21 protein-coding genes are annotated in these 25265 nt (G+C 65.3%); 14 read left to right on the plus strand and 7 right to left on the minus strand.

The window, feature by feature from the left end:
• The 3 genes from sucB to ASC63_RS12570 all read right to left on the minus strand — a co-directional run bounded on the left by sucB (position 1) and on the right by ASC63_RS12570 (position 4576).
• The gene (gene sucB / locus ASC63_RS12560; protein ID WP_055813867.1) at positions 1–1506 is read right to left on the minus strand and encodes a 2-oxoglutarate dehydrogenase, E2 component, dihydrolipoamide succinyltransferase; all 1506 of its coding nucleotides are present in this window, start codon (positions 1504–1506) and stop codon (positions 1–3) included.
• A 72-nt stretch (positions 1507–1578) separates the two neighbouring features.
• Positions 1579–2955: a dihydrolipoyl dehydrogenase gene (lpdA, locus tag ASC63_RS12565; RefSeq protein ID WP_055813870.1), complete on the minus strand. Its 1377-nt coding sequence runs from the start codon at positions 2953–2955 to the stop codon at positions 1579–1581.
• A gap of 106 nt (positions 2956–3061) precedes the next feature.
• Complete coding sequence (locus tag ASC63_RS12570) at positions 3062–4576, minus strand: leucyl aminopeptidase (protein ID WP_055813874.1); 1515 nt, start codon at positions 4574–4576, stop codon at positions 3062–3064.
• An 87-nt stretch (positions 4577–4663) separates the two neighbouring features.
• Between ASC63_RS12570 and ASC63_RS12575 the strand changes: the two genes are divergently transcribed.
• From ASC63_RS12575 to ASC63_RS12605, 7 genes are all read left to right on the plus strand, one after another.
• Positions 4664–5593 (plus strand): proteasome assembly chaperone family protein, encoded by a 930-nt coding sequence (locus tag ASC63_RS12575; protein ID WP_055813877.1) that lies wholly within the window; start codon positions 4664–4666, stop codon positions 5591–5593.
• Between the two features lie 51 nt (positions 5594–5644).
• Positions 5645–6976: an MFS transporter gene (locus ASC63_RS12580; protein ID WP_055813880.1), complete on the plus strand. Its 1332-nt coding sequence runs from the start codon at positions 5645–5647 to the stop codon at positions 6974–6976.
• Positions 6977–7116: 140 nt separating this feature from the next.
• On the plus strand, positions 7117–8478 hold the full coding sequence (locus ASC63_RS12585) for an RNA polymerase sigma factor (RefSeq protein WP_442915058.1): 1362 nt from the start codon (positions 7117–7119) through the stop codon (positions 8476–8478).
• 75 nt (positions 8479–8553) lie between these two features.
• Entirely contained in the window at positions 8554–9255 is a 702-nt protein-coding gene (locus ASC63_RS12590; RefSeq protein ID WP_055813886.1) for a coenzyme F420-0:L-glutamate ligase, read from the plus strand.
• Between the two features lie 57 nt (positions 9256–9312).
• Positions 9313–10338 carry a sugar-transfer associated ATP-grasp domain-containing protein gene (locus ASC63_RS12595; protein WP_055813887.1) on the plus strand — a complete coding sequence of 342 codons (1026 nt, stop codon included), beginning with the start codon at positions 9313–9315 and terminating at the stop codon, positions 10336–10338.
• Positions 10335–11309 carry an alanine racemase gene (locus ASC63_RS12600; protein ID WP_055813891.1) on the plus strand — a complete coding sequence of 325 codons (975 nt, stop codon included), beginning with the start codon at positions 10335–10337 and terminating at the stop codon, positions 11307–11309. Before ASC63_RS12595 ends, ASC63_RS12600 begins: the two co-directional genes overlap by 4 nt.
• Positions 11306–12415 (plus strand): alanine racemase, encoded by a 1110-nt coding sequence (locus ASC63_RS12605; protein ID WP_055813893.1) that lies wholly within the window; start codon positions 11306–11308, stop codon positions 12413–12415. Before ASC63_RS12600 ends, ASC63_RS12605 begins: the two co-directional genes overlap by 4 nt.
• Positions 12416–12489: 74 nt before the next feature.
• Here the strand turns inward: ASC63_RS12605 and ASC63_RS12610 are convergent, their stop codons facing one another.
• On the minus strand, positions 12490–12726 hold the full coding sequence (locus ASC63_RS12610; RefSeq protein ID WP_055813895.1) for a DUF7455 domain-containing protein: 237 nt from the start codon (positions 12724–12726) through the stop codon (positions 12490–12492).
• 254 nt (positions 12727–12980) lie between these two features.
• On the opposite strand from ASC63_RS12610, the gene ASC63_RS12615 reads away from it, so the two are divergent.
• On the plus strand, positions 12981–15062 hold the full coding sequence (locus ASC63_RS12615; RefSeq protein ID WP_055813898.1) for a DNA gyrase/topoisomerase IV subunit B: 2082 nt from the start codon (positions 12981–12983) through the stop codon (positions 15060–15062).
• A 5-nt stretch (positions 15063–15067) separates the two neighbouring features.
• Here the strand turns inward: ASC63_RS12615 and ASC63_RS12620 are convergent, their stop codons facing one another.
• Positions 15068–17542 (minus strand): DNA gyrase/topoisomerase IV subunit A, encoded by a 2475-nt coding sequence (locus ASC63_RS12620; protein ID WP_055813902.1) that lies wholly within the window; start codon positions 17540–17542, stop codon positions 15068–15070.
• Between the two features lie 190 nt (positions 17543–17732).
• Here ASC63_RS12620 and ASC63_RS12625 point away from each other — a divergent pair, with 190 nt between their 5' ends.
• The gene (locus ASC63_RS12625; protein WP_235492241.1) at positions 17733–18785 is read left to right on the plus strand and encodes an alkaline phosphatase family protein; all 1053 of its coding nucleotides are present in this window, start codon (positions 17733–17735) and stop codon (positions 18783–18785) included.
• A gap of 45 nt (positions 18786–18830) precedes the next feature.
• Here the strand turns inward: ASC63_RS12625 and sepH are convergent, their stop codons facing one another.
• Positions 18831–19925 (minus strand): septation protein SepH, encoded by a 1095-nt coding sequence (sepH, locus tag ASC63_RS12630; protein WP_055813908.1) that lies wholly within the window; start codon positions 19923–19925, stop codon positions 18831–18833.
• Between the two features lie 206 nt (positions 19926–20131).
• Here sepH and ASC63_RS12635 point away from each other — a divergent pair, with 206 nt between their 5' ends.
• Positions 20132–20425 carry a DUF4193 domain-containing protein gene (locus ASC63_RS12635; protein ID WP_055815499.1) on the plus strand — a complete coding sequence of 98 codons (294 nt, stop codon included), beginning with the start codon at positions 20132–20134 and terminating at the stop codon, positions 20423–20425.
• Here the strand turns inward: ASC63_RS12635 and ASC63_RS12640 are convergent.
• Positions 20422–20892, minus strand: a complete 471-nt coding sequence (locus tag ASC63_RS12640; protein ID WP_055813909.1) for a DUF3093 domain-containing protein — start codon at positions 20890–20892, stop codon at positions 20422–20424. The genes ASC63_RS12635 and ASC63_RS12640 overlap by 4 nt on opposite strands.
• 38 nt (positions 20893–20930) lie before the next feature.
• On the opposite strand from ASC63_RS12640, the gene dut reads away from it, so the two are divergent.
• From dut to ASC63_RS12660, 4 genes are read left to right on the plus strand one after another with little or no spacing between them, the layout of a single operon-like run.
• Complete coding sequence (gene dut / locus ASC63_RS12645) at positions 20931–21389, plus strand: dUTP diphosphatase (RefSeq protein ID WP_055813912.1); 459 nt, start codon at positions 20931–20933, stop codon at positions 21387–21389.
• The gene (locus tag ASC63_RS12650) at positions 21386–22015 is read left to right on the plus strand and encodes a DUF3710 domain-containing protein (RefSeq protein WP_055813915.1); all 630 of its coding nucleotides are present in this window, start codon (positions 21386–21388) and stop codon (positions 22013–22015) included. The genes dut and ASC63_RS12650 overlap by 4 nt, the downstream gene beginning before the upstream one ends.
• A gap of 16 nt (positions 22016–22031) precedes the next feature.
• The gene (locus ASC63_RS12655) at positions 22032–22781 is read left to right on the plus strand and encodes a DUF3159 domain-containing protein (protein ID WP_055813918.1); all 750 of its coding nucleotides are present in this window, start codon (positions 22032–22034) and stop codon (positions 22779–22781) included.
• Positions 22782–22785: 4 nt separating this feature from the next.
• Positions 22786–25158, plus strand: a complete 2373-nt coding sequence (locus tag ASC63_RS12660; RefSeq protein ID WP_055813921.1) for an HAD-IC family P-type ATPase — start codon at positions 22786–22788, stop codon at positions 25156–25158.
• Positions 25159–25265 lie beyond the last annotated feature (107 nt).

Consider the following 25265-nt stretch of genomic DNA (forward strand, 5'->3'; position numbering starts at 1 on the left):
CTAGATACCGAGGTTCGCCTCGAAGTCCGCGGCCTCGAGCCGCGCCTTGACGGCGCCGAGGAAGCGCGCGGCATCTGCACCGTCGACGATGCGGTGATCGTACGACAGCGCCAGATAGACCGTGGAGCGAATCGCAATGGCATCCGAGCCGTCGACCGAGACGACAACCGGGCGCTTCGTGACCACGCCGGTGCCGAGAATGGCGACCTGCGGGAGGAACACGACGGGCGTGTCGAACAGCGCGCCTCGTGAACCCGTGTTGGTCACGGTGAACGTTCCACCGGACAGCTCGTCGGGCTTGAGCTTGTTGTCGCGCGTGCGCTCGGCGAGATCGGCGATCTCCTTCGCCAACCCGGCGATGTCCAGTGACGACGCATCACGGATGACCGGCGTCAACAGGCCACGCTCGGTGTCCACTGCCATGCTGACATTCTCGTGGTCCGGGTAGACGATGGTGTCACCGTCAATGGTCGCGTTGACCACCGGGTATGCCTTGAGTGCCTCTGCGGCGGCCAGCGTGAAGAACGGGAGGAAGGAGAGCTTCGCACCCGTCTTGGCGAGGAAGTCATCCTTCACCCGAGTGCGCAGCGCGGCAACGGCGGTGACATCCACCTCGACGACGGTGGTGAGCTGCGCGGACGACTGCATCGAAATGACCGCACGCTCCGCAACGACCTTGCGCAGTCGTGACATGGGCTGGGTGGTGCCACGCAACGGCGAAACCTCGAGCGGCGCTGCTGGTGCGGCAGCCGGGGCGGTCGTCTGCGGCGCAGCCTCGGCGGGAGCCTGGGCGCTCAGGATGTCTTCCTTGCGAATGCGACCGCCGACTCCGGTACCCGTGACCGTGGAGAGGTCGACGCCCTGCTCGTTCGCGAGCTTACGCACGATAGGGGTGACGTAACCGGCGCCGCTGGAGTGCGATGGCGCGCGAGCCGGCTCCTCGGCAGACTCAGGAGTAGCAGCGGGCGCAGGAGCAGCAGGGGGCGCCGCGACCGGTGCCGGAGCAACAGGAGCGGCGGGCTGCTGCTCGGCAGCGGGAGCCGGTTCTGGCGACGCGGGCGCCGGGGGAACCACGGGAGCTGCCGCGGCAGGAGCCTCAGCCTCTTCGGCAACCTCGGTCGATGGCGCCTCGGGGGCAGTCTCAGCGGCAGGCGCGGTCTCTGGCTCCGCAGGAGCGGCAACGTCGGCAGCGGGTGCGGCCTCGGCGGGCGCCGGTTCAGCAGGAGCGGCCTCCGCTGCGGGAGCCTCCGGCTCACCACCCTGGGCGGATCCGTCACCGATCTTCGCCAGGATGGCGCCGACCTCGACGGTCTCGTCCTCCTGCACGAGGATCTCCTCGACGACGCCCGCGATGGGCGACGGAATCTCGGTGTCGACCTTGTCGGTCGAGACCTCCAGCAGCGGCTCGTCGACCTCCACCCGGTCGCCAACGTTCTTCAGCCAGCGGGTGACCGTGCCTTCCGTTACACTCTCGCCGAGTGCCGGGAGGCTGACGGATTCGCTCATGAGATTGTCTCCTTCAAAACCAAATTCTTCATAGTTAGCCTAATGCAGTGGGGTGTTGTGCGCCCGCGGCTGCTAGATCGTGTGCAGCGGTTTGCCCGCGAGGTACAGGAAGGCCTCGCCGAGCGACTCGTTCTGGGTGGGGTGCGCGTGAATGAACGGCGCAACATCCTCGGGGTATGCCTCCCAGTTGACGACAAGCTGTGCCTCACCGATGAGCTCACCGACGCGAGCACCGATCATGTGCATGCCGACGACGGGGCCGTCAACGACGCGCACGACCTTGACCGATCCGTTCGTGCCGAGAATCTCGCTCTTGCCGTTGCCGGCAAGGCTGTAGTCGTAGCTGGAGACCTTCTCGGCGCCATACTTCTCGACGGCCTTCGCCTCGCTCAATCCAACGGATGCGACCTCAGGGTCGCAGTAGGTCACCTTCGGAATGTTGACGTCCTCGACGATGATCGGGTTCAGGCCCGCGATCTCCTCGGCGACGAAGATGCCCTGCTGGAACCCCCGGTGGGCCAGCTGCAGCCCAGGAACGATGTCGCCGACGGCGAAGACGCCGGGAACGTTCGTGGCCAGGCGCTCGTTCGTGAGCACGAAGCCGCGATCCATCGTGATGCCGGCCTCCTCGTATCCGAGGTTCGCTGTCACCGGTCCGCGGCCGACAGCCACGAGCAGAATGTCGGCCTCGACAGTGTCGCCGTTCTCGAGCGTGACGACAACGCCGTCATCGCTCTGCGTGACGCCGGAGAAGCGCACACCGAGGCGGAAGTCGATGCCGCGGCGGCGGAATGCGCGCTCGAGCGACTTGCTGATGGACTCGTCTTCGTTCGGCACCAGGTGAGGGAGCGCCTCAATGATCGAGACCTCCGAGCCGAAGGACTTCCAGACACTCGCGAACTCGACGCCGATGACGCCGCCGCCGAGCACGGCTACGCGCTTCGGCACGAAGTCGAGCTGCAACGCCTGCTCGCTCGTGATCACGCGGCCGCCGATGTCCAGTCCCGGCAGTGAGCGGGAGTAGGAGCCGGTGGCCAGAATCACGTTCTTGCCCACGATGTCGTCTTCGCCCACGCGCACCGTTGTGGGGGAGACAAGACGCCCCTCGCCCTCGATGACCGTGATGCTGCGGCGTGCCTTCACCAGGCCCTGCAGGCCCTTGTACTTCTTCGCGATGATTCCCTCGCGGTATGCGGTGACGCCGGCGATGTCCACACCCTCGAAGGTCGTGTTGATGCCGTACTTTGCCGAATCGCGGGAGAAGTCGGCGACCTCGGCCGCGTGCAGCATCGCCTTGGTCGGAATACATCCGCGGTGCAGACAGGTTCCACCGACCTTGTCCTTCTCGATCAGGCCAACGGTGAAGCCCAGTTCGCTGGCGCGCAATGCCGCCGCGTAACCGCCGCTTCCGCCACCGAGCACCACAATGTCAAAATTCTGTTCCGACACCTACGAAACTCCCTTGTGCATCAGGTTCTGTGCACGCCCCCTTTGTCGGCATATTTCTCCGACTGAAGAACGTGATGGGCAAGCTTTTCTCGCCCATACGACCTTACTACTGTCGGGAAAAATCCTCGGCAAGACTCAGCAGCGCGCGAACGCTCACACCCGTCGGTCCCTTGCCCGTGAAACCAGAAGGGGAACCCGGGCCCTTGGCCGGGCCGGCGATGTCCAGATGTGCCCACGGAATGCGCGGTGCCGACTCGTCGTCCGAGACACGACCCACGAATTCCTGCAGGAACACTCCGGCCAGGAGCATCCCTCCCGCCGTGACGCCGGGATTCGCGTTGGCGATGTCCGCGACGTCAGAGTTGAGTGAGGCACGCAGTTCATCGGGCAGGGGCATCGGCCAGAGCAGTTCGCCGCTCGCGGATGCCGCGTCACGCACCCGTTGCACCAGTGCGTCCTCGCCCATCACCGCCGCATAGCGCGTGCCCAGGGCCACCATCGCCGCTCCGGTGAGCGTTGCAACGTCGACTATCGCATCCGGGTGCTCCTCGCTTGCGGCCGAAAGACCGTCGGCCAACACGAGCCGGCCTTCCGCGTCGGTGTTGAGCACCTCCACGGTGCGTCCACCGCGAATGTGCAGCACGTCGTTGGGGCGCATTGCGCTCCCTGACGGCATGTTCTCGGCGATGCACATCCACGCGGTGAGGCGCACCGGAAGCGCGAGCTCGGCGGCGGCGAGCACAACGGCAAGAACGGTGGCGGCACCGGTCATGTCGTACTTCATGCCGACCATGGGTACGGGCGGCTTCAGCGAGATTCCGCCGGTGTCGAAGGTGATTCCCTTGCCGACGAGTGCGAGATGCCGTTGTGCCGAGGAGGGAGAATAACTCACCTTGACGAGGCGAGGGCCGCGACTCGACCCCTGCCCTACGCCGAGAATCCCACCGAAGCCATCTTCGGCCAGACGCTGCTCGTCCCAGACCGTCACCTCGACGGGCAAGTGCTCCGCCGCTTCGAGGGCGGCATCGGCGAGCGTCTCCGGGTACAGATCCGATGGAGGCGCATTGACGAGGTCTTTGACCAGCGCCACAGCGGCTGCGCTGGCGCGTGCCCGGGCGAGCGCTGCATCCGCGTTGCCGAGATCGCTGTGCACGGTGATGGCCCTGGGCGGCCGAGTCGCGGGCGAGGCCGCCTGGCTGCGAAGACCCTCATAGCTGTAGGCGCCGAGCGCCGCACCCTCGAGCACCGCCTGCAGCTGGGTGTTCGTCTCGAGCGGCAGCGCGATCGCCACGGCGTCGACGCCCTTCAACTGGCGAACGGCGGAGCCCAACGCGTAGCGCAGTTCGTCGGGGGAGTGCGTGGCAGGCACGGCTATCACGGCGAGTGCGGGACCGCCGTCCATTCCCGGCAGACGCACCAATTCGTCTTTATGGCCGGTGAAGCCGACAGCGCGCAGTTGCTGAGCAACTCCGTCGAATGAATCCGAGGCCCACAGCACCGGTCCGGCCGCCTCGTCGGCGCCGGCGGATGCGGCTATCACGACGAGCGGAGCATCCGGCTCGGTCACGACGGGGGAGGAAACGACAGTCAGGGTGGGAACGCTTATGCGGGGCACAGTCATGCTTCGAATCTAGCTGTTCGCTCTGGGCGTGGCTCAGCGGGCGTCTTCTGCGGGCCTCGTGCAGAGACCGACGATTAGAGTTAATGCATGCGCGAACCCAGCGAGTTGTATGAGTTGAACCCCGACATCGACAGGGTTCCCGAGGGCCTGCACCTCGTCGCCGGCCTCACGGGTTTCGCGGACGCCGGCTCGGGAGTCACCCAGTTCAGCAGCCATCTGCTTTCCACTCTTGAACACACGGATGTCGCGACGTTCGACGCCGACATTCTGCTCGACTATCGCGCACGGCGGCCCACGATCTACTTCGATCAGGATCACCTCAGCGACTACCAGCCGGCGACCCTCAAGCTGTATCTCGCGTATGACGAGTTGCACCAGCCCTTCCTGCTTCTGACCGGGTTCGAGCCCGACTTCCAGTGGGAGCGCTTCACCGCCGCCGTGCTCGAGCTGCTCGACCGTTACAAGGTGAAGAGCGCCACGTGGGTGCACTCCATTCCCATGCCCGTGCCGCATACCCGGCCGATAGGTCTCACCGTGAGCGGCAACCGCGCCGAGCTCATTGAGAGCATGTCGGTGTGGCGGCCGCACACCCAGGTTCCGTCCAACGCGCTGCACCTGCTCGAATACCGCATGCAGCAGCTGGGCTATCCGATCGCCGGCTTCGTCCTCCTGATTCCTCACTACCTGGCCGACACCGAGTATCCGGCGGCCGCAATCACCGCGCTGGAAAGCATCGGCGCCGCGACGGGTCTCATCTTTCCGACGGACAGCCTGCGACAGCAAGACAGGGACTTCATCGCGAACATCGACGAACAGGTCGCGGCGAACGGTGAACTGGGTCGGCTTGTCGGCACCCTCGAGGAACGCCACGACGCCTACATGGCGGACAGCCCGATCCATTCGCCGCTGACGGATGTCGACGGCGAACTGCCCTCTGCCGACGAGATAGCGGCCGAACTCGAGAACTTCCTCGCGTTTCGTCGACACGGTGATGACGAGACGGGTACCGCGCGCTGACGTGCCCGTCAAGGGTTTTTTGGTCGAGACGGAATTGGCTAGATTAGTCAGGTGAACTCCCGACGATCCTGGCTGATCTTCGGGGTCGGGGTTCTGGCCTATCTCATCGCCGTCATGCAGCGCACGACGATAGGCGTTGCCGGTGTCGCGGCCACCGATCGCTTCCACAGCACGGCGTCGGTTCTGTCGACCCTGGCCGTGCTCCAGATCGTCGTCTATGCCGTCATGCAGGTTCCCGTCGGCGTGCTGATCGACAGGGTCGGATCGCGATGGTTGATGGCCGTCGGAACCGCGCTGATGGTCGTGGGTCAGGTGACCGTGGCCATTGCGCCGACGATAGGCGTCGCGATTCTCGGACGCGTGCTGGTCGGTGCCGGAGACGCGACGGTGTTCACCTCCCTGATGCGGCTCACGAGTTCCTGGTTCCAGGGCCGCATTGTGCCCCAGCTCTCCCAGTGGATAGGCAACATCGGTCAGTTCGGCCAGGTGCTCTCGGCCATCCCGTTCGCACTGGTGCTGCACCAGGCCGGCTGGACCACCGCGTTTCTGTCTGCGGCATCCCTGTCGGTCCTGGCTTTCATCGGCATCGTCATCGTCATAACGGACCGGCCGAAGAGTTCACGTGAGGGTCCGCGGCCGGCGAGCTGGCCCGAAGCATTGCGGGCGCTGCGGGTGAGCCTGAAACGACCGGGCACCCAACTGGGGTTCTGGTCGCATTTCACCACCCAGTCATCCGGCACCGTCTTCAGCCTGATGTGGGGCTTTCCCTTCATGGTCTACGGGCTCGGCTACGACGCGGGGGATGCGGCCGCCGCTCTCATCGTGATGGTGGCTGCCGGTGTGATCGTCGGCCCCCTTCTCGGACTCATGACTGCGCGCTTTCCCCTGCGGCGCAGCAACATCGTGCTCGCCATCGTGCTGCTTGTCGGAGTGGCCTGGGCCTTCGTGCTGCTCTGGCCGGGCACGCCACCGTTCTGGCTGATCGTGCTTCTGCTCGTGGCGATGGGGATCGGCGGCCCCGGATCGCTCATCGGCTTCGACTTCGCGCGAACGTTCAATCCCCTGCACAGCCTCGGCTCCGCGAACGGCATCGTGAACGTCGGCGGCTTTCTGGCGAGTTTCGTGATGATGTTCCTGATAGGAATCGCCATGGATACGCAGAATGCGATTCGTGTGGCTGGCGGGGCGGCATCCGATCTCTACGCGCTCAGTTCCTTTCGCTGGGCGTTCGCCATTGAATACGTCGTGATAGGAATCGGAGTCGTTTTTCTTGTGCGCGCCAGGCGGCGCACACGGCGCCAGCTCTCAGACGACGAGGGAATAGAGGTGGGGCCGCTGTGGGTTGCACTTGTGGAACGATGGCGCAGGCGGAGCTCGTCGTGAAGTGGCCCGGGCCGGTGGCAGGGTTCAACTCGAAAGCATGCAATAATTGATTCTGGACCCGTTCATATCCTGGGTGCGATCGATCATGTATCGGTCGCGATTGAGACTCAGGACTTGACATGGGTCTTAGTAATGTTCACATGCAACCTGAGCCTGGCCCCTCCCGCGCTTCGAAAGTATCGCCTGTGCCCGGTCTGAAAGGTGTTCCCATGGCAACCACGACAGCAAAAAAGACGGCGGCTGCGCCGTCGAAGACATCCACTGCAACGAAGACCACCGCGGCAGCGAAGAAGGCTCCCGCCGCAAAGAAGCCGGCGGAAACGAAGAGTGCCGTCACGACGAAGACCGCCGCCTCCAAGGCACCCGTCGCCGAGTCCGCGCCCAAGGGCCGCGCCCGTAAGAAGGCTGGCTCGAGCGATGAGCCCACCAGCGAGATTTCCGAAGACGAGATTGATGCCGCCGCGGTCGACGCCGACGATGACGACGACTCGGGCAACGGTGGCACCACCGAGCCGCTGCCGACAGGCGCGCTCGTTCTGCGCGCGGTCGACGAAGATGACGATATTCCGGTCTACTCGGCCGCCATCACCGGCGCCACAGCCGATCCGGTCAAGGACTACCTGAAGCAGATCGGTAAAGTCGCTCTGCTCAACGCGGCCGAAGAGGTCGAGCTGGCCATGCGCATCGAGGCCGGCCTGTTCGCCGAGGACAAGCTCGCCAACACGTCGAGTATGAGCAAGGAACTCACGCGTGAGCTCAAGTGGGTCGCCCGCGACGGGCAGCGTGCCAAGAGTCACCTGCTGGGTGCAAACCTGCGCTTGGTTGTCTCTCTCGCCAAGCGTTACACCGGACGGGGCATGCAGTTCCTCGACCTGATCCAGGAGGGCAATCTGGGCCTCATCCGTGCGGTCGAGAAGTTCGACTACACCAAGGGCTTCAAGTTCTCCACCTACGCCACCTGGTGGATCCGTCAGGCGATCACCCGCGCGATGGCCGACCAGGCCCGCACCATCCGCATTCCGGTGCACATGGTCGAGGTCATCAACAAGCTGGCACGCGTGCAGCGCCAGATGCTGCAGGATCTCGGTCGTGAACCCACGCCCGAGGAGCTGAGCCGCGAGCTCGACATGACCCCCGAGAAGGTCGTGGAGGTGCAGAAGTACGGGCGCGAGCCCATCTCGCTGCACACCCCGCTCGGCGAGGACGGCGACAGCGAGTTCGGTGACTTGATCGAAGACACTGAGGCCGTCGTTCCGGCCGACGCCGTGGGCTTCACGATGCTGCAGAAGCAGCTGGAGAGCCTGCTCGACTCGCTCTCCGAGCGGGAGGCCGGCGTCATTCGCATGCGCTTCGGACTGGGCGACGGCATGCCCAAGACTCTCGACCAGATTGGTGACACCTTCGGGGTGACGCGTGAGCGCATCCGTCAGATCGAGTCGAAGACGATGGCCAAGCTGCGCCACCCCTCGCGGTCGCAGTCGCTGCGCGATTATCTTGAGTAGACACCGGCTCGAGTAAACACGGGCCCAGGAAGGCCTGTGATGTGGCAGTGGTGATCAGGAGAGGAACGCAGCGCGATGGTCGCTGAAGCGAACCCGGGCAAGAGCCTCGAGACAGAGATCGACGGCGTTCGTTATCTCAGAATCCCGCTCAAGACCCGATTGGTCGGGCCGGATGACGACATCGTGGAGATCGTGACGACCTTCGCCGACGGCAGCCTGGAAGACGGCGACATCCTGTTTGTCACCGAGAAGATCGTCGCCATCACCCAGGGGCGTTCCTATCCGATGGATTCGATCACACCGCGCAAGCTGGCGCTGAGGCTCTCGAAGTATGTTGTCAAGACGCCATACGGCATCGGACTCGGCATGCCAGAGACCATGGAGATGGCGCTGCGCGAATGCGGTACGCCGCGCATCCTGCTCGCCGCAGCGGTCTCCGCCGTCACCAAGTTGTTCGGACGCCATGGAGACTTCTATCGCGTCGCGGGGCCCAAGGCCCGTGGAATCGACGGACCAACCAGCGGCACCATTCCGCCGTACAACTCCCAGGTCGTTCTGGCTCCCGATCGCCCACGCGCCGCGGCGGCACGCCTGCGTGCCGCTCTCTTCCGGCCCGTGGATGTGTTCGTCGTGGACATCAACGACATCGGCGGCAACGTGCTCGGTTCGACGGTCGATCGTGCCGGTGATCGCATGGTGGAGCGCATCCTGAAGGACAACCCGCTGGGACAGGGCCACGAGAGCACGCCGATGGGCATCATTCGCCGCGTTCGGTAGCAGCAGCGGGCACCCACCGCGCGAACGACGAGTACAGACGACACGAAGGATCATCGAATGGCCCGCATGCACCTCGGAGTGAAGAATCGAATCGGCTTCTTCATCGAGCGGGCCAAGGGTCTGAACCTGCGCTCTGTGGCGGAGCGCGCGCGCATTGCGGCACAGCAGCACGGTCGCTGGGCCCCTGCGGTCTTCCTCGACATGATCTGGTCGGCGGCGTTTCGCGACACGGCATTCAATGACTATTTCGAGCTCGATTTTGCGATGCTGAATCGCGCCGAGCGGCGCACGTTCATGACCTCGCCCATTTCGAACCACATCGCGATGAAATACGACGCGGTGTCGAAACGCTCGCTCTTTCACGACAAGATCGCGTTCAATCACACCTTCGGTGCCTATCTCGGCCGGGAGTGGCTCGACCTGCGTACCAGCACGCCCGACGACGTGCGAGACTTCGCGCAGCGCTATGAGTTCGTCATCGGCAAGGCACCGCTCGGCCAGGCGGGGCAGGGCGTCGAACGCTATGTCGTTGCCGAGGTGACCGACTGGGAGGCGTTCTTGACGGAGCTGCGAGACAAGGGCCAGATCCTGCTTGAGGAGAACATCACCCAGCATCCCGATCTCGCCGCCGTCTGCCCCGGAACGGTCAACACGACGCGGGTCAACACCTTTTTCGACGGCACCGACGTTCACATACTCTCGTGGGCACAGAAGTTCGGCCGCGGTTCCGTGAGCGATCAGCCCATCTCCGGCGGCTTCTACACGATGCTCGACGAAAACGGACACTCCTTCGGCGTGGGGCACACGGGCAAGAACACGAACAGCTTTCCGACGCACCCGGAGTCCGGCGTCTCGATCCCCGATTTCCAGCTGCCGCTCGTCGAGGAACTCAAAACGCTGATCGGCGGGATCGGCCGCCTCGTGCCCGAGATGCCGTATGTCGGCTGGGACTTCGTCATCGGCGCGGAGGGTCCTCTCGTGGTGGAGGGAAACTGGCTGCCGGGCATCTACGAGCACAAGCCCTCGGTGACAGGCATCCGCAGGGGAACCCGCCCGCGATTCGAGAAGATCATCGGCGCATGAGCCATCCTCCGCGTCAGGGCGGCGGCATGACCGGCCTGCCCGTGCGGGCGGTCCCGTTCCGCGAAGCGGAGATCGATCTGGAGCGCCTCGCGCAGAACGTCGCCACTGTGCGCGAGGGATTGGGCGAGCCGCTGTTGGTCGATGTCGGTGCGGATGCCTGGGGCCACGGTCTCGCTGTCGTGGTGCCGGCGCTCGTCGAGTCGGGGATAGATGCCTTCGTGGTGGCCCGGGTCGACGATGCGGTTCAGCTCCGCGCGCTGGCTCCCGATGCCCTCATCATCACGACCCAGCACGCCTCCGACGAGGGTTTCGACCGCGCCGTATCTCTGAAGATCACGCCGGCGGTTCGCTCCCGCTCCGAATACCATCGCAGCGTCGCCGCGGGGGTGCGGGCCCTGGTGTTGGTAGCTGATGGCGGCAGTGGCATCCCGGGATTCGATGACACCGAACTGTCGATCATGATTGCCGACGCGGCCCGCCTCGGAATAACGGTTCTCCCTGCCGTGGCTCCCATCGGTGCTGAACTCTTCGGAGTCAGCGAAGGCGACGACGTGGATGCTCTGCCACCCGTCATGCGTCTGTGGGCGCCCGTCACGGCCACGAAACGGGCCGGCATCGATGAGGGCGTCAGCTACGGTTACACCTACCGCACCGCGAGCGAGACCACGCTTGCGCTCGTGCCGCTCGGCTACGGCGACGGACTTTCGCGCGCGGCGAGCAACACGGCCACAGCGGCAGTAGACGGCGCAACGCACACCATTGCCGGCCGGGTGGCGATGGACGCGTTCATGCTCGATCTCGGCGATGTCGCTGCACCCTCGCTCGGCACGGAGGCTACCGTGCTCGGCGACGCGTCTCGCGGTGAACCGACCGCTGTGCAGCACGCACGCACGCTGGACACGCACAGTGCAGAGATCACTACGCGATTGAGCGCTCGCGTACACCGCTACGCGAAAGGGGAACCCGCATGAGCGCTCCGCTGGTTGAGGCGGTCATCAATCTCGATGCGCTGAGCGCCAACATCGATCATCTGCGTTCGACGGTCGCTCCCGCAGAACTGATGGTCGTCGTCAAGGCGAACGCGTACGGTCACGGGCGTGTGAGAGTCGCCCGACACGCCGTGTCGCGTGGCGTGCGCGCCATTGGCGCCCTTGACCTCGACACCGCACTTGAGCTGCGCGAGGCCGGAATCGGCGACGAGGTCACCATCCTGTCGTGGCTCTACCCGCCCGGCGAAGACTTCGCCCCGGCCATCCGCGCAGGAATAGATCTGGGGGTCTCGAGCGTCTCCGAGTTGGCTGGCATAGCGGATGCCGCGCGAACACTCGTGCACACTACTGGTTTCGTCGCGCCGCGCCTGCACCTCAAACTCGACACCGGCCTGCACCGCAACGGCGCCACAGACGCAGACTGGCCGGCGCTCGTCGACGCCGCGGTGAGACTGGAGCGCGCCGGACTCGTGCGCACGCACGCCGTGTGGACGCATATCGCTGAGGCATCCGAGGAGGAAGACACCCTGTCGCTCGAGCGCCTCCTCGACGGCGTTTCCGTTGCGCGCGAGCTCGGCGCGACCGTCGCGGTGCGGCACCTGGCCGCGAGTTCGGCCGGGCTACGGCGCGCAGATGTACGGCTCGATATGGTGCGAATGGGCGGCCACTGCTGGGGCATACCCTCTATCGACGGGGTGACACCCGCCGAGATCGGCCTGACGCCCGTCATGTCGCTGCGCGCCCAAGTGCTCGGCTCGCGTGTTGCAGCCGATGGAACAGCACACGCCTGGGTCTCCGCCGGCTACGGCGACGGTGTGCCGCGCAACGTTGCGGGCAAGGTAGAAGTTTCGGTGGGTGGCGTGCGGCATCGCATCGTCGATGTTCAACGCGACAGCCTGACACTTAAGGTGACCGGCTCGGATGTCAGCGTCGGCGATCAGGCCGTGTTGTTCGGAGACGGCAGCCTCGGTGAGCAGACGGTGCGGCAGTGGGGGGACCTCACTGCAACACTCGGCGACGAGATAGCCGCGCGCATCGCGGCCAGGGTGCCTCGGCGATACGTCGGCGATTCACCGGAAACGACCTGACCGCAAACGAGCAACGGGATCGCCTCAGCGATCCCGTTGGTCGTGCGTCGTGCGCGAACTCGCGCGCTGTGGCTTCAGGCGCGCTGTTCGTCGAACAGGCGGCTGGACTCATCGTGCCAGCTCGTAGCGATGCTCGAGAGCTTCTCCTGATGCTTCTTGGCGTGGTGGGCGCAGAACAGCAACTCGCCGTTGGCTACCTCAACACGCACATAAGCCTGCGCTCCACAGGCGTCACAGCGGTCTGCCGCCGTGAGCTGGGGGCCGGCAGGAAGTTCGTCGACCGCACCGTTTTCCGCGGTAATCGTAGACATCAGATTTTCCTCCTCACCCCGAACCGTTCAACTCGGTTACCTCAGTCAAGCACGTTCGCGCCGTGAATATGCCATTGAGGCCGGTATTTTCGCTCACCGCGTAGCCTGTGCACCGACTTACCGGTCGGCTCGCGCGCGCACGGGTGTCGATGCCGCTGGCAGCGCCGATCCCTGACTACGCTTGAGTTCTGGCCGCACGCAGTCCGCCTTATATTCGAAAGCTGCGCGGCGTACACAGCGTGCAGGGAGCATTGGTGGCGAGTTCGGACTATTCCGCGAGGCATCTGTCGGTACTCGAGGGGCTGGAGGCCGTGCGTAAACGGCCCGGCATGTATATCGGGTCCACCGACTCCCGAGGCCTGATGCACTGCCTCTGGGAGATCATCGACAACTCCGTCGATGAGGCCCTGGGCGGTCACGGCAACGACATCGACATCGTGCTGCACTCCGATGGCAGCGTCGAGGTGCGTGACAAGGCCCGCGGAATCCCCGTCGACATCGAGCCGAAGACCGGGCTCAGCGGCGTCGAGGTGGTCTTCACCAAGCTGCACGCCGGCGGCAAGTTCGGTTCGGGCTCGTACACGTCCTCCGGCGGCCTGCACGGCGTGGGCGCATCCGTCGTCAACGCGCTCTCGGAGCGACTCGATGTCGAGGTCGACCGTGATGGCAAGACCTGGGCCATGTCCTTTCACCGCGGTGAGCCCGGCATCTTCGCGGATACCGATGGGGTGAGCCCGGATGCCCCGTTCACGCCGTTCGAGAAGAAGAGCGAACTGCGCGTGGTCGGCAAGGTCGCGAAGGGTGTCACGGGCACACGCATCCGGTACTGGGCGGATCGGCAGATCTTCACCAAGGGCGCCGAGTTCCAGACCGAGGACATGCTCGGGCGGGCCCGGCAGACCGCCTTCCTCGTGCCCGGCCTGAAGCTGCACATCACCGATGACCGCGGCGAAGAGAAGCTCGTCGAGGAGTTCAGCTACCAGGGCGGAATCTCCGAGTTCGTCGATTTTCTGGCACCCGACACCGCCATCACCGACACGTGGCGCCTCACGGGCGACGGCACCTTCACCGAGACGGTGCCCGTGCTCTCCGACAGCGGCGCCATGATTCCGACCGAGTTGCAGCGTGACTGCCAGGTCGATATCGCCCTGCGTTGGGGCACGGGCTACGACACCGTCATCCGCAGTTTCGTCAACATCATCGCCACGCCCAAGGGCGGCAGCCACCAGGCCGGCTTCGACGCTGGCATGCTCAAGTTCCTGCGCCAGCAGGTCGAGCAGAACGCGCGCCGACTGAAGGCGGGCAACGACAAGCTCGACAAGGACGATATTTTCGCCGGGCTCACCGCCGTGCTCACCGTGCGCCTTCCCGAACCGCAGTTCGAGGGCCAGACCAAGGAGGTACTCGGAACTCCCGCCGCCCGCGCGATAGTGGCGCAGGTGGTGGCGAAGGCAATGGGCGAGCGTTTCTCCTCGAGCAAGCGCGACGACAAGGCCCAGTCCGCCCTGCTGCTCGACAAGGTCGTCGCCGAGATGAAGTCACGCATCTCTGCCCGCGCGCACAAGGAGACGCAACGGCGCAAGAACGCGCTCGAGACCTCGTCGCTGCCCGCCAAGCTCGTCGACTGCCGCTCGAACGATGTCGGCAACAGCGAGTTGTTCATCGTCGAGGGCGATTCCGCGCTCGGTACGGCACGGCGAGCCAGGGACAGCGAGCACCAGGCGCTGTTGCCGATCCGCGGCAAGATCCTCAACGTGCAGAAGGCATCCGTCGCCGACATGCTCGGCAACGCCGAGTGCGCGTCGATCATCCAGGTGATCGGTGCGGGTAGCGGCCGCAGTTTCGACCTCTCGCAGGCGCGTTACGGCAAGGTCATCATCATGAGCGACGCGGATGTCGATGGTGCGCACATCCGCATTCTGCTGCTCACGCTGTTCTTCCGTTACATGCGGCCGATGATCGAGGAGGGGCGCGTCTTTGCTGCCGTGCCGCCACTGCACCGCGTCGTGGTCGTCAACCCGGGCAGCAAGCCGAACGAGACCATCTACACCTACTCCGAGGCGGAGCTCACGAAGGTGCTCGCCGGGCTGAAGCGCAGCAACAAGCGCTACCAGGAGCCCATTCAGCGCTACAAGGGGCTCGGCGAGATGGATGCAGACCAACTCGCCACCACCACCATGGATAGGGCGCACCGCACGCTGCGGCGGGTGCGTGTTCCCGACGCCGAGCAGGCGGCCACGGTGTTCGAACTGCTCATGGGTAACGACGTGCCCCCACGCAAGGAGTTCATCATCGACAGTTCCGACACGCTCAGTCGCGAGCGTATCGACGCTTAAAACCCTTACGCGCCGACAGACGTTCCTATGGCGCCGATGGCGCTGTCGAGGGGCGTGCCGGATGCGTCGCGCTTCGCACCCGATTCGGGCAGCGTTCGCGTCGCCCCGTCAGCTCCCACCGCACGCGCGGGCGCCGGCCCGACCCAGGCGAGCGCAAGCTGGTTCTCACCCCGGATGAAGCGCTGGGCCCGAACGCCGCCGGTTGCGCGGCCCTTCGCGGGAAATTCTGAGAAGGCGCTCACCTTCGCGCTGCCGGGGTCCACCCCGAGCAGCGTCTCGGAACCCGACGCGACGGTGGCGACGACGGCGCTCTCCTGTTCTTCTGCGGTGACGCGTCCGAAGAAGATGGCATGAGCATCCGCGCCGAGCTTGATGCCGGCCATGCCGCCGGCGGTGCGACCCTGTGGACGCACCGCTCCCGCGGAAAAACGCAGTAGCTGGGCGTCGGACGCCACGAACACGAGTTCATCGCCGTCGCGCGAGTGCACGGCGCCCACCACGGCGTCGCCCGACTTGAGCGAGATGATCTCGAATTCAGGCCGGTTCGCCCAGTCGCCCGGCGTGACACGTTTGACGATGCCCTGTGCCGTGCCGAGGGCTATTGGTTCGTCGGCGCTGAGCGAGACGATCGCGAGCACACGCTCCAAGCGATCGGTGAGCGCGAGATAGGCACCGACCTTGACTCCGGCGCCCAGCTGAATGGAATTGGCCGGCATCACCGGCAGGTCGACGGGGGAGAAGCGGATGATGCGGCCACGGTTCGTGACCGCCCCGATCTCGGTGCGGCTCGTCGTGGTGAGCGAAGAGGCTATGGCGTCATGCTTGCTGCGGCGGGCCGGGGCCATGATGCGCTCCAGCGCTCCGTCGTCGTCGGGCTGGGCATCCACGCGGGCGATGCGCCCGGTGGCGCTGAGGAACACCCTGCAGGCCGTGTCGGCGACCTCGAGCACGGGCGCGCCACGCTTCGAGCCCACTGTGGCGATCGACGGACGCGCTTCGGTGAGCAGGGTGCGACGTGGTGTGCCGAACTTCTCGGCGACCGCCTGCAACTCGTCGGAGACCAGTTCCCGGATGCGCGCCTCGCTCGCCAGCAGGTGCTCGAGCGCCTCAATCTCGGCGCGCAGCTTGTCGCGCTCGGCCTCGAGTTCGATGCGCTCGAATCGGGTGAGTCGGCGCAGGCGCAACTCGAGAATGTACTCAGCCTGCAGCGTGCTGAGGTCGAAGACGTCGATGAGGCGACTGCGGGCCTGGTCCGTGTCGTCGCTCGTGCGGATGACCTGGATGACCTCGTCGATGTCGAGGATCGCGATGAGGAGGCCCTCCACGAGATGCAGGCGATCGCGCCGGCGGGCCAGACGGTACCGGGATCGCCTGGTGACGACCTCGATGCGGTGGTCCACGTAGACCTGCAGCAACTCGCGCAGGCCGAGCGTCTGTGGGCCGCCGTCGACGAGAGCCACGTTGTTGATCGAGAAACCGTCCTCGAGCGGCGTGTAGCGGTAGAGCTGCTCGAGCACCGCCTCGGGGCTGAAACCGGTCTTGATGCCAATCACGAGACGCAGGCCCTTGCTGCGGTCACTCAGATCCGTCACGTCCGAGATGCCGCTGAGCTTCTTGGCGGTGACGCCGTCCTTGATCTTCTCGATCACGCGCTCCGGGCCGACCAGGTAGGGCAGCTCCGTGATGACGAGACCACTCTTGCGGGCGGTGATCGACTCGACCGCGACGCGGGCGCGCGTCTTGAAGCTGCCCCGGCCGTTGAGGTAGGCGTCTTTAATGCCGGCCAGGCCGACGATGGTGCCGCCGGTCGGCAGGTCCGGGCCCGGCACGAACTCCATGAGGTCCTCGAGCGTGGCATCCGGATTCGCCAGCAGGTGCCGGGCAGCCCCCACCACCTCGATGAGGTTGTGCGGGGCCATATTCGTGGCCATGCCCACCGCGATGCCGCTGGCTCCGTTGACGAGCAGGTTGGGAAACGCCGCGGGCAGCACTTCCGGCTGGGTCAGCTGGTTGTCGTAGTTGGGCACGAAGTCGACGACGTCTTCGTCGAGATTCTCGGTCATGGCCAGCGCCGCGGCGGCCAAGCGAGCCTCGGTGTACCGTGCGGCCGCGGGCCCGTCGTCGAGCGAGCCGAAGTTGCCGTGACCGTCGATGAGGGGCACCCGCAGGGTGAAGTCCTGGGCCATTCGCACGAGCGCGTCGTAGATCGCGCTGTCTCCGTGCGGGTGCAGCTTGCCCATGACCTCACCCGTGACGCGAGCGGACTTCACGTGACCGCGGTCGGGACGCAGCCCCATCTCGGCCATCTGGTACAGGATGCGACGCTGCACGGGCTTGAGCCCGTCGCGCGCGTCGGGGAGGGCACGGGAGTAGATCACCGAATAGGCGTATTCGAGGAACGATCCCTGCATCTCCGTCGTCACGTCGACGTCTTCGATGCGTTCGGTACTGACTGCTGTGGTGTCGTCTGTCGGGCTCATTGAGTCATTCTTGGGTGGCGGGCCATTCGGTGTTGCCGGCTGTGTCGCGGGGCACAAGCGAGCGGGTCCAGTCGCCTATGGCAAACTGAGCCCGATGGATCTCATGCTACCGGCGCCGTATTCCCACGGATTGAGCCTTGCCGACGTTCTGCCAAGTTCCTTGGCATCGCTTCATGGCCAGAACAACGCCATGAGCCTGCCACGAACCGAGCGCACGGTGGTGATAGTCGTCGATGGACTCGGCGCGGCAGCCCTGCGTGCACGCAGCGGACACGCCAGGTACCTGAGCGCCCGGCTGTCGAAGACGTCCACGCTCGCCAGCGGATTTCCCACAACGACGGCCGCAGCCCTCGCAACGCTGTGCACCGGGGTGACTCCGGGCAAGCATGGATTGGTCGGCTATCGCGTGTTCGACGCCGCACACGACCGCACGGTCAACCAGCTCAACGGCTGGGACGATCGCCTCGATCCGGCACGCTGGCAGCGGTATCCGACGATCTTCGAACAGTCGTCGGCCCAGGGGATACCGAGCTATGCAATAGCCCAGGCCCGCCACAGCGACTCGGGGTTCACCCGTGCCGTGCTGCGCGGCGCGCAGTATGTGCCGGCCAATCGCATCTCCGACCGTTTCGCCGCCGCCCGCGCGATCCTGGATCGCGGTGGCAAGGCGCTCATCTATCTCTATGTGCACGAGCTCGACGTCGCCGCCCACGCGCACGGCTGGCAGTCGGATGCCTGGCTCGCGCAGTTGGAGACCCTCGATTCCGAGATGTCCACCCTCGGCGCAGGGCTGCGCGCGGGCGAGTCTGCGCTCGTCACCGCCGATCACGGCGTGCTGGACGTGCCGCGCGAGGCCCAGATACTCTTCGATACCGTGCCCGAGCTGGTCGCGGGGGTGCGCCACGTCGCCGGCGATCCGCGCTGCCTGCACCTTCATCTCGAACCGGGCGGCACAAGCGGTGACGCCGATTCCCTCGCCGAGCGATGGCGCGACATCGAGGGGGATCGCGCCTGGGTAGCCACGAGGAGCGAGGCGGTCGCCGCGGGCTGGTTCGGCGCCGAGGTCGACGCAGAGGTGCTGCCGCGCATTGGAGACGTCATGGTGGCGGCACGACGCCGCGTGACCTACTACGACTCACGCGAAACGAACACGGCCAGCCGCGACATGATCGGCCAGCACGGCTCGTTCAGCGACGAGGAGACTCGCGTGCCCCTGATTCGTCTGGGCGGCTACGAGCGGTAGCTCAAGAAACTCAAGCCAGCGAGAGCCTCACGCTCTACAAGAGCCTCAAGCCAAGTCGTCGTCGGTGCGCGCACCGAACACAATCTCGTCCCAGCTCGGCATAGACGCTCGCCCCTTCTTGACCGGGCCCGTCGCCGACGCGTTCGAACGGGCCTGCAGACCTGGTGACGTCTCGTGCGAGACCGTCGATCCGCCGTCGAGTTCGTCGAAATCATCGAGTGGCACATCGATCAGGCGTGGTCCCGAGGGGCGTTCCACGGTGTCCTCGTCTGCCTCCGAGTAGCTCGCCGACTCTCGCTCGCCGCGGCGTTTGCGCAGCGCTTCGAGCAGATCGGCGGTCTGGTGAACGTCTTTCTTGCCGTCGTCGGCCGACCTCTTGATGGCGGTGACGGCTATCGAGTTATTGGATGCCGGCGCCGAGCGAGACAGCGAGACCTGTTCGAGAATCGCCGCGGAGTCCGGAGCCGAATTCTCGGGGGAGTCATCCACGAAGGTGAAGGCTCCGCTGTCGAAGCGCGAGTCATCCGGTTCGTTCGAGCGCGGGCTCACCACCCGAAGCCGAGGAATCAGGGCGCCCTGCAACTCTCCCTGCTGGGAAAGCGTGGTGGCCTCGGAGTTCAACGGCGACAGAGCGTGCTTGCGCGTGTCGAAGCCCCAGCGGGCGTCATGGTCGATCTCGTCGGCGGTGAAGGCCAACTTGACGACCCAGCCGCTTTCCTGCTCTTTCCAGCTTGCCCAGCGCTCACCCGACGCGCTCAGCGACGCCAGCCGTTCGCGGATCACGGTGCCGAATGTCGCGGACTCGCCGAGCGGGTCGACCTCGGCGGTCGTGTGCACGGGAACGCTCAGGGCGGATGCAACGATATGTTCGCGCTCGGCGAGAATCGGCCCCTCGAAACGCTGGATGTACTCCAGCGACGCACCGGTCAGCGTCGCGACATCGGCCGCGGACATGCCGGAACGTATATGTGCCTGAACCTCGCGCGGTGAGAGCTTGGGCCCTGTCTGCTGCGATTCTGGCCTGTTTTGGCGCAATCGCGACTGCATAACCTCGTCGATGGCGATGCGGTAACGTTCACCGTCGTCGCTCGCGGCGAGGAGAGCACCGTTCTCTACTCCGATGACTGTCAAATCCTGCATGATGAAACGCCTCCACAGCTCTCCCTGTACGTGGCAAGGATGTCATGATGGCTGCGGTTTTCCGGGGAATACGACAGGCGCGTCACAAGTTGATGATGCAACAGGAGACGGCAGGCAAATCAGTGGTTTGCTATTCGTCCCCAATTGATGCAAACTATGGCCGCCGTATCGCATGGATCGGCAGCCGAGGCGAGAAGTGGATGGGCATGGCAACGGATTACGACGCACCGCGTAAAACCGAGGACGACTCCGAGTCGATCGAGGCGTTAAAGGAGCGGGTTCCGGACAAGATGTCCGGTGTTGTCGACGTGGATGACGCAGACAACCCCGGCGGGTTCGAGTTGCCCGGAGCAGACCTCTCCGACCTCGATCTCGACGTGGTTGTGCTGCCTCCCCAGGCTGACGAGTTCACCTGTGTGAACTGCTTCCTGGTGAAGCACCGTTCGCAGATCGACCACCAGACCAAGCTCGGACCGATCTGCTCGGAGTGCGCCGCCTAAGCGGCGTCGGCGTCACCCTTCGCCGAAGAACGACGAGCCTCACCAAGAGCCCGGACCAGTCGGTCCGGGCTTCGTGTTGACAGCAGCCAGTACGGCGCCGGGTCCGAGGCATCCAGGATAGGCACCTTGACGACTGGCTTGATCCAGCCGCGAATGAGCAGCCACGCGCGCGCATCGAGGCGCTGTCCCCGCTCAAGAACCGCGTCTTCCGCCCCGTATCCGTGTGGTTCACCGATGAACTGCAGGGGAATGCTGGCGCGGCCCGCACGCAGCGAATCGCCACTCACCTCGATGAGCGGGGCGGACGCGAGGAGCATCCCGACGCATCCGGCGTAGAGCACGATGGCGACGATCACCCCTGCGGTGAAGTTGATGGGTGCGAAGACGATGAGGCTCGCCGGTATGACGAGAGCCGTCGAAATGTACAGCCACGGTGCGGCCCAGAGCCGTTCACGATACAGAACCATGGCTCTATTCGATCAGATATCTGCACTACCCTCGACACGTGACCGATTCCGTTGACATTCCGATCATCGCGACCCGTGTTCCCGCATACGCGCATCCCGGTGATGCCGGCGCGGATCTGTGCGCAGCAGAGGCCGCAACGCTTGCCCCGGGCGACCGTGCGACCGTGGGCACGGGCACCTCGATTGCCCTGCCCGAGGGCTACGCGGCATTCGTCGTACCTCGCAGCGGTCTCGCCGCACGTCACGGCATCACCATCGTGAACTCACCCGGCACCGTGGATGCCGGCTACCGCGGCGAGATCCGCGTGACGATTCTGAATACCGACACCACGATGCCGTACGCTATCGCCGTCGGCGATCGAATCGCGCAGCTGATCATCATGCCGGTGGTGCAGGCACGGTTCGTTCCCGTGCAGCAGCTTCCGGAAAGTCACAGGGGCGAGGCCGGATTCGGTTCCACCGGATACACCGTTTCGCAGTCAGGAGAACACGCGTGAGCGATATCGTCACGGGCGACGATGCCAACTGGCAGAAGTCGGCACCCGAAAACCGCGAACTGGACGGACCACTCGACGAGAGTGAGGCCAACCCGGTGCGGCCGTACGTCGACCTCGGCGGAGTCAAGATTCTGCCGCGAGAGGGTCTGCACCTTCGCCTCGAGGTCGAGGAGGAGAGCCAGCGCGTTGTGGCCGTCGGGCTGGATTATGCCAACTCGAGCCTGCAGGTGCAGCCATTCGCCGCACCGCGTTCGAGCGGGCTCTGGCACGAGATTCGCGCGCAGATCGCCGAGCAGGTGGAACGCCAGGGCGGCCGCACCTCGGAGCGCGACGGGGTCTTCGGCCCCGAACTGGTTGCCGAAATTCCCGTTGCCACCGCACCGGGATCGCCGGCGGAGACTCGACTGGCCCGGTTTGTCGGTGTGGACGGCCCGCGCTGGTTCCTTCGCGGCGTGATCGCGGGCGAGGCTGCGGTGCAGCCCGAGGCCGCCGCACTTGTTGAAGACCTCTTTCGCAGCATCGTCGTGGTGCGTGGCAACACTCCGATGCCGCCGCGGGATCTGATTCCGTTGCGGATGCCCGACACGCCTGCCGGCGCGTTGCCCGACGCCCCTGCCTCCATTTGAGCCAGGTACGACATTCATGACCGACAACGACCAGGAATCGAGTCCCGAGCCGAGCCGGCGCGGTCCTTCCGACGTGCCGACCGCACTGGGTGAAGGCCTGGCCGCGGCCGCGAGAAAGTCCGGGCTCGGGCAACTCACCGACTCCGATGTGCCGACCGGACGTGCCATGCTCGGTGCTCTCGGTGGCGTGCGGGGTCTCGCCGAGACCATTCTGCCGGGCCTTGTCTTTCTGATCATCTACACCTTCACGAAGAATGTGCCGCTCTCGCTCGGCGCCTCCGTCGCCGTCGCGGTGGTCTTCACGGTGATCCGGCTGATCGGGCGCACGCCCGTCACGCAGGCGATCGCCGGCCTTCTCGGCGTGGCGGCATCCGCAATTCTCGCGTTGCTGACGGGGCGTGGCGAGGACAATTTCATACCGGGGCTGCTCACCAACGGTGCATTCGGCCTGGCGTTGCTCGTCTCAATCCTCGTCGGCTGGCCGTTGATAGGCCTCGCCGCCGGATTTCTGATGGATGTCGGTGTGAGCTGGCGTGCGAATCGTGCGCAGTTCCGCATCATGCAACTGGTCACGGTGGTGTGGCTGCTCATGTTCGCGGCGCGCCTTGCCGTGGAACTGCCGCTGTACTTCGCGCACAATATCGAGGGTCTCGCGATTGCCAAGCTGTTGATGGGGCTTCCGCTCTACGCTCCGTTGCTGCTCGTGACCTGGTTCGTCGTGCGAGCCGTCTTCGCGCCGACCAAGCCAACGAGGGCCGAGTCCTAAGGCCATGGCGCAGACGCCGGGCCGGGACGGCCTGACCAGCGCGCAGGTGGCAGAGCGCCATGCCTCGGGCAGGGGCAACGATGTCGCCCAGCCCACCTCTCGAACCGTTGCAGACATTCTGCGCGAGAACGTCTTCACGCTGTTCAACGGCATTCTCACGGCGTGTTTCATCGCCATCGCGCTGCTGGGTGATCTGCGCGACGGCTTCTTCTTCGGCGTGGTCGTCGTCAACGCGCTCATCGGCATCGTTCAGGAGCTGCGCGCCAAGATCGTGCTTGATAAGGCTGCGCTGCTCGCCGCGCCCGAAGCCACCGTCAAGCGCGACGGAGTCGTGACGAGCGTGCCCCTCGCCTCGGTAGTGCTCGACGACCTGTTGGTGCTGCGCCCCGGCGATCAGCTTCCGGCGGATGCCCGCATCGTCGAGAGCGTCGGGCTCAGCATCGATGAATCCCTGCTGACGGGGGAGTCGGAGCCCGTCGTCAAAGACGTTGATGCCCAGGTGCTCTCCGGATCACACGTGCTCGCGGGCACCGGCTACGCGGTGGTGACGGCCGTCGGTGCCGACTCCTATGCGCACAGGCTCACTGCCCAGATTCGCAGGCATTCGCTTGTGCATTCGGAGTTGCGGCACGCGACCAATCGCATCCTCGTCTATATCTCCTGGATTCTCGGCCCGCTCATTCTGATCACGCTCGTCGGTCGAATTTTCACCTATGGCGGCTGGCACGAGTTGTGGTTGCAGGATCGGTGGCGGCACGCGGTGGTCGACGTGGTGGCGAGCGTGGTCGGCATGATTCCCGAGGGACTGGTGCTGTTGATCAGCCTGGCGTTCGGGGTGGCCGCCGTGCAGCTCGCCCGGCGCAAGGTGCTCGTGCAGGAACTTGCAGCCGTGGAGGTGCTCGCCCGCGTCGATGTGCTCTGCCTCGACAAGACCGGCACCCTGACCACCGGGGAACTCACCTTTGATCGAATCGTGGAGTTGCCCGGCGTGCCTCTCGAATCCTCTGAACTCGCTCTCGCGGCGTTCGGTGCGGATGATGCGGCCAATGCCACCGCACGCATCCTCTCCGAGCATTTCCGGGCCGAGGGCATTCAGGTCGAGCGCCGCGTGCCGTTCTCCTCGAGCGCCAGGTTCAGCGGCGTCTCGCTCGTGGTCGACGGGGTCACAACCGGATGGCTGCTCGGCGCTCCCGAGAGGCTGCTCGAAGCGCATCCTGCGGAACTGGCGCAGGCCACTTCTCTCGCGGCCCTGGGGCACCGTACCCTCGCGCTCGTACGCTGTGCCGACGGCCTGCCCGATTCGACGCTCCTGCAGCCCGAGGCACCGAGCCTGACGCCGGCGGCGCTGATCGCGTTTCGTGAGACGGTGCGCGCCGAGGCACCCGCGACGCTACGCTATTTCGCCGAGCAGGGCGTGCGCGTGGTCATCATGTCGGGAGACAGCCCCGTCACGGTCTCTGCCGTTGCCGACTCCCTCGGCCTGGGCGGTCGGACCGCCGACGCTGCTGCTCTCGCCGACGAAACGGCGCTGCAAGAGGCTCTCGGCGATACGAATGCCTTCGGTCGCGTCGCACCGGAGCAGAAGAGATCCGCCGTGGAGATTATGCAGCGCCTCGGGCACACCGTCGCAATGACCGGAGATGGCATCAACGATGCCCTGGCGATCAAAAGCGCCGATCTCGGCATCGCGATGGGAACCGCTTCCGCGGCGACCAAGGCCGTTTCACGACTTGTGCTGCTCGACGACCGCTTCGACCGCCTGCCCGACGTGCTTGCGCTCGGCCGCCGGGTCATAGCGAACGTGGAGCGCGTCGCCAACATCTTTCTGGCCAAGACCGTCTACGGCATCGTGCTCGCACTTGTCAGTGCCATCGTGCTGTGGCGGTTCCCCTTTCTGCCCCGGCAACTCACCCTGGTCTCGACCCTGGCGATAGGCATTCCGTCGTTCGTTCTCGCCCTCACTCCCAACCGGCGCATCTACCAACCGGGTGTGTTGCGCCGGGTGCTGCTGTATTCCATTCCGACGGGATTCATCGCGGCGGCAACGTGCATCATCGCCTACATTCCCCTGCACAGCACTTTGGCCCCGGATGCCGCACGCAGCGCGACAACGCTCGCCCTGTTCTGCGTCTCCCTCTGGATCGTCTGTGTGCTCGCCCGCCCGCTGAGCTTGGCCCGCATTGCCCTGCTCGCGGCGATGGCCATCGCCTTCCTACTCGTGTGCGTGCTGCCGTTCACGCGCGCATTCTTCGAGATGACGGTGTTCGTCGACGCGGCGTTGGGCTATGCCCTCGTCGTCGGGATCGCCGGTTCACTCGGCATCGAGTTCTTCTATCGCTTTGCCCGCAGACACGGTCTGGTCTTCGACAGAGTCTGACGTTTCGATGATAGAATTTATCTCGACGTCAAGATAAATTCTTGGCCGCGGTCTGGCGCATGTCGCCGCACGGCACTTAGGTTAGCCTTGCTGGCACGCATACTGTC

Source organism: Leifsonia sp. Root112D2 (assembly GCF_001424905.1).
In the GTDB taxonomy this organism is placed as follows: Bacteria; Actinomycetota; Actinomycetes; order Actinomycetales; family Microbacteriaceae; genus Root112D2.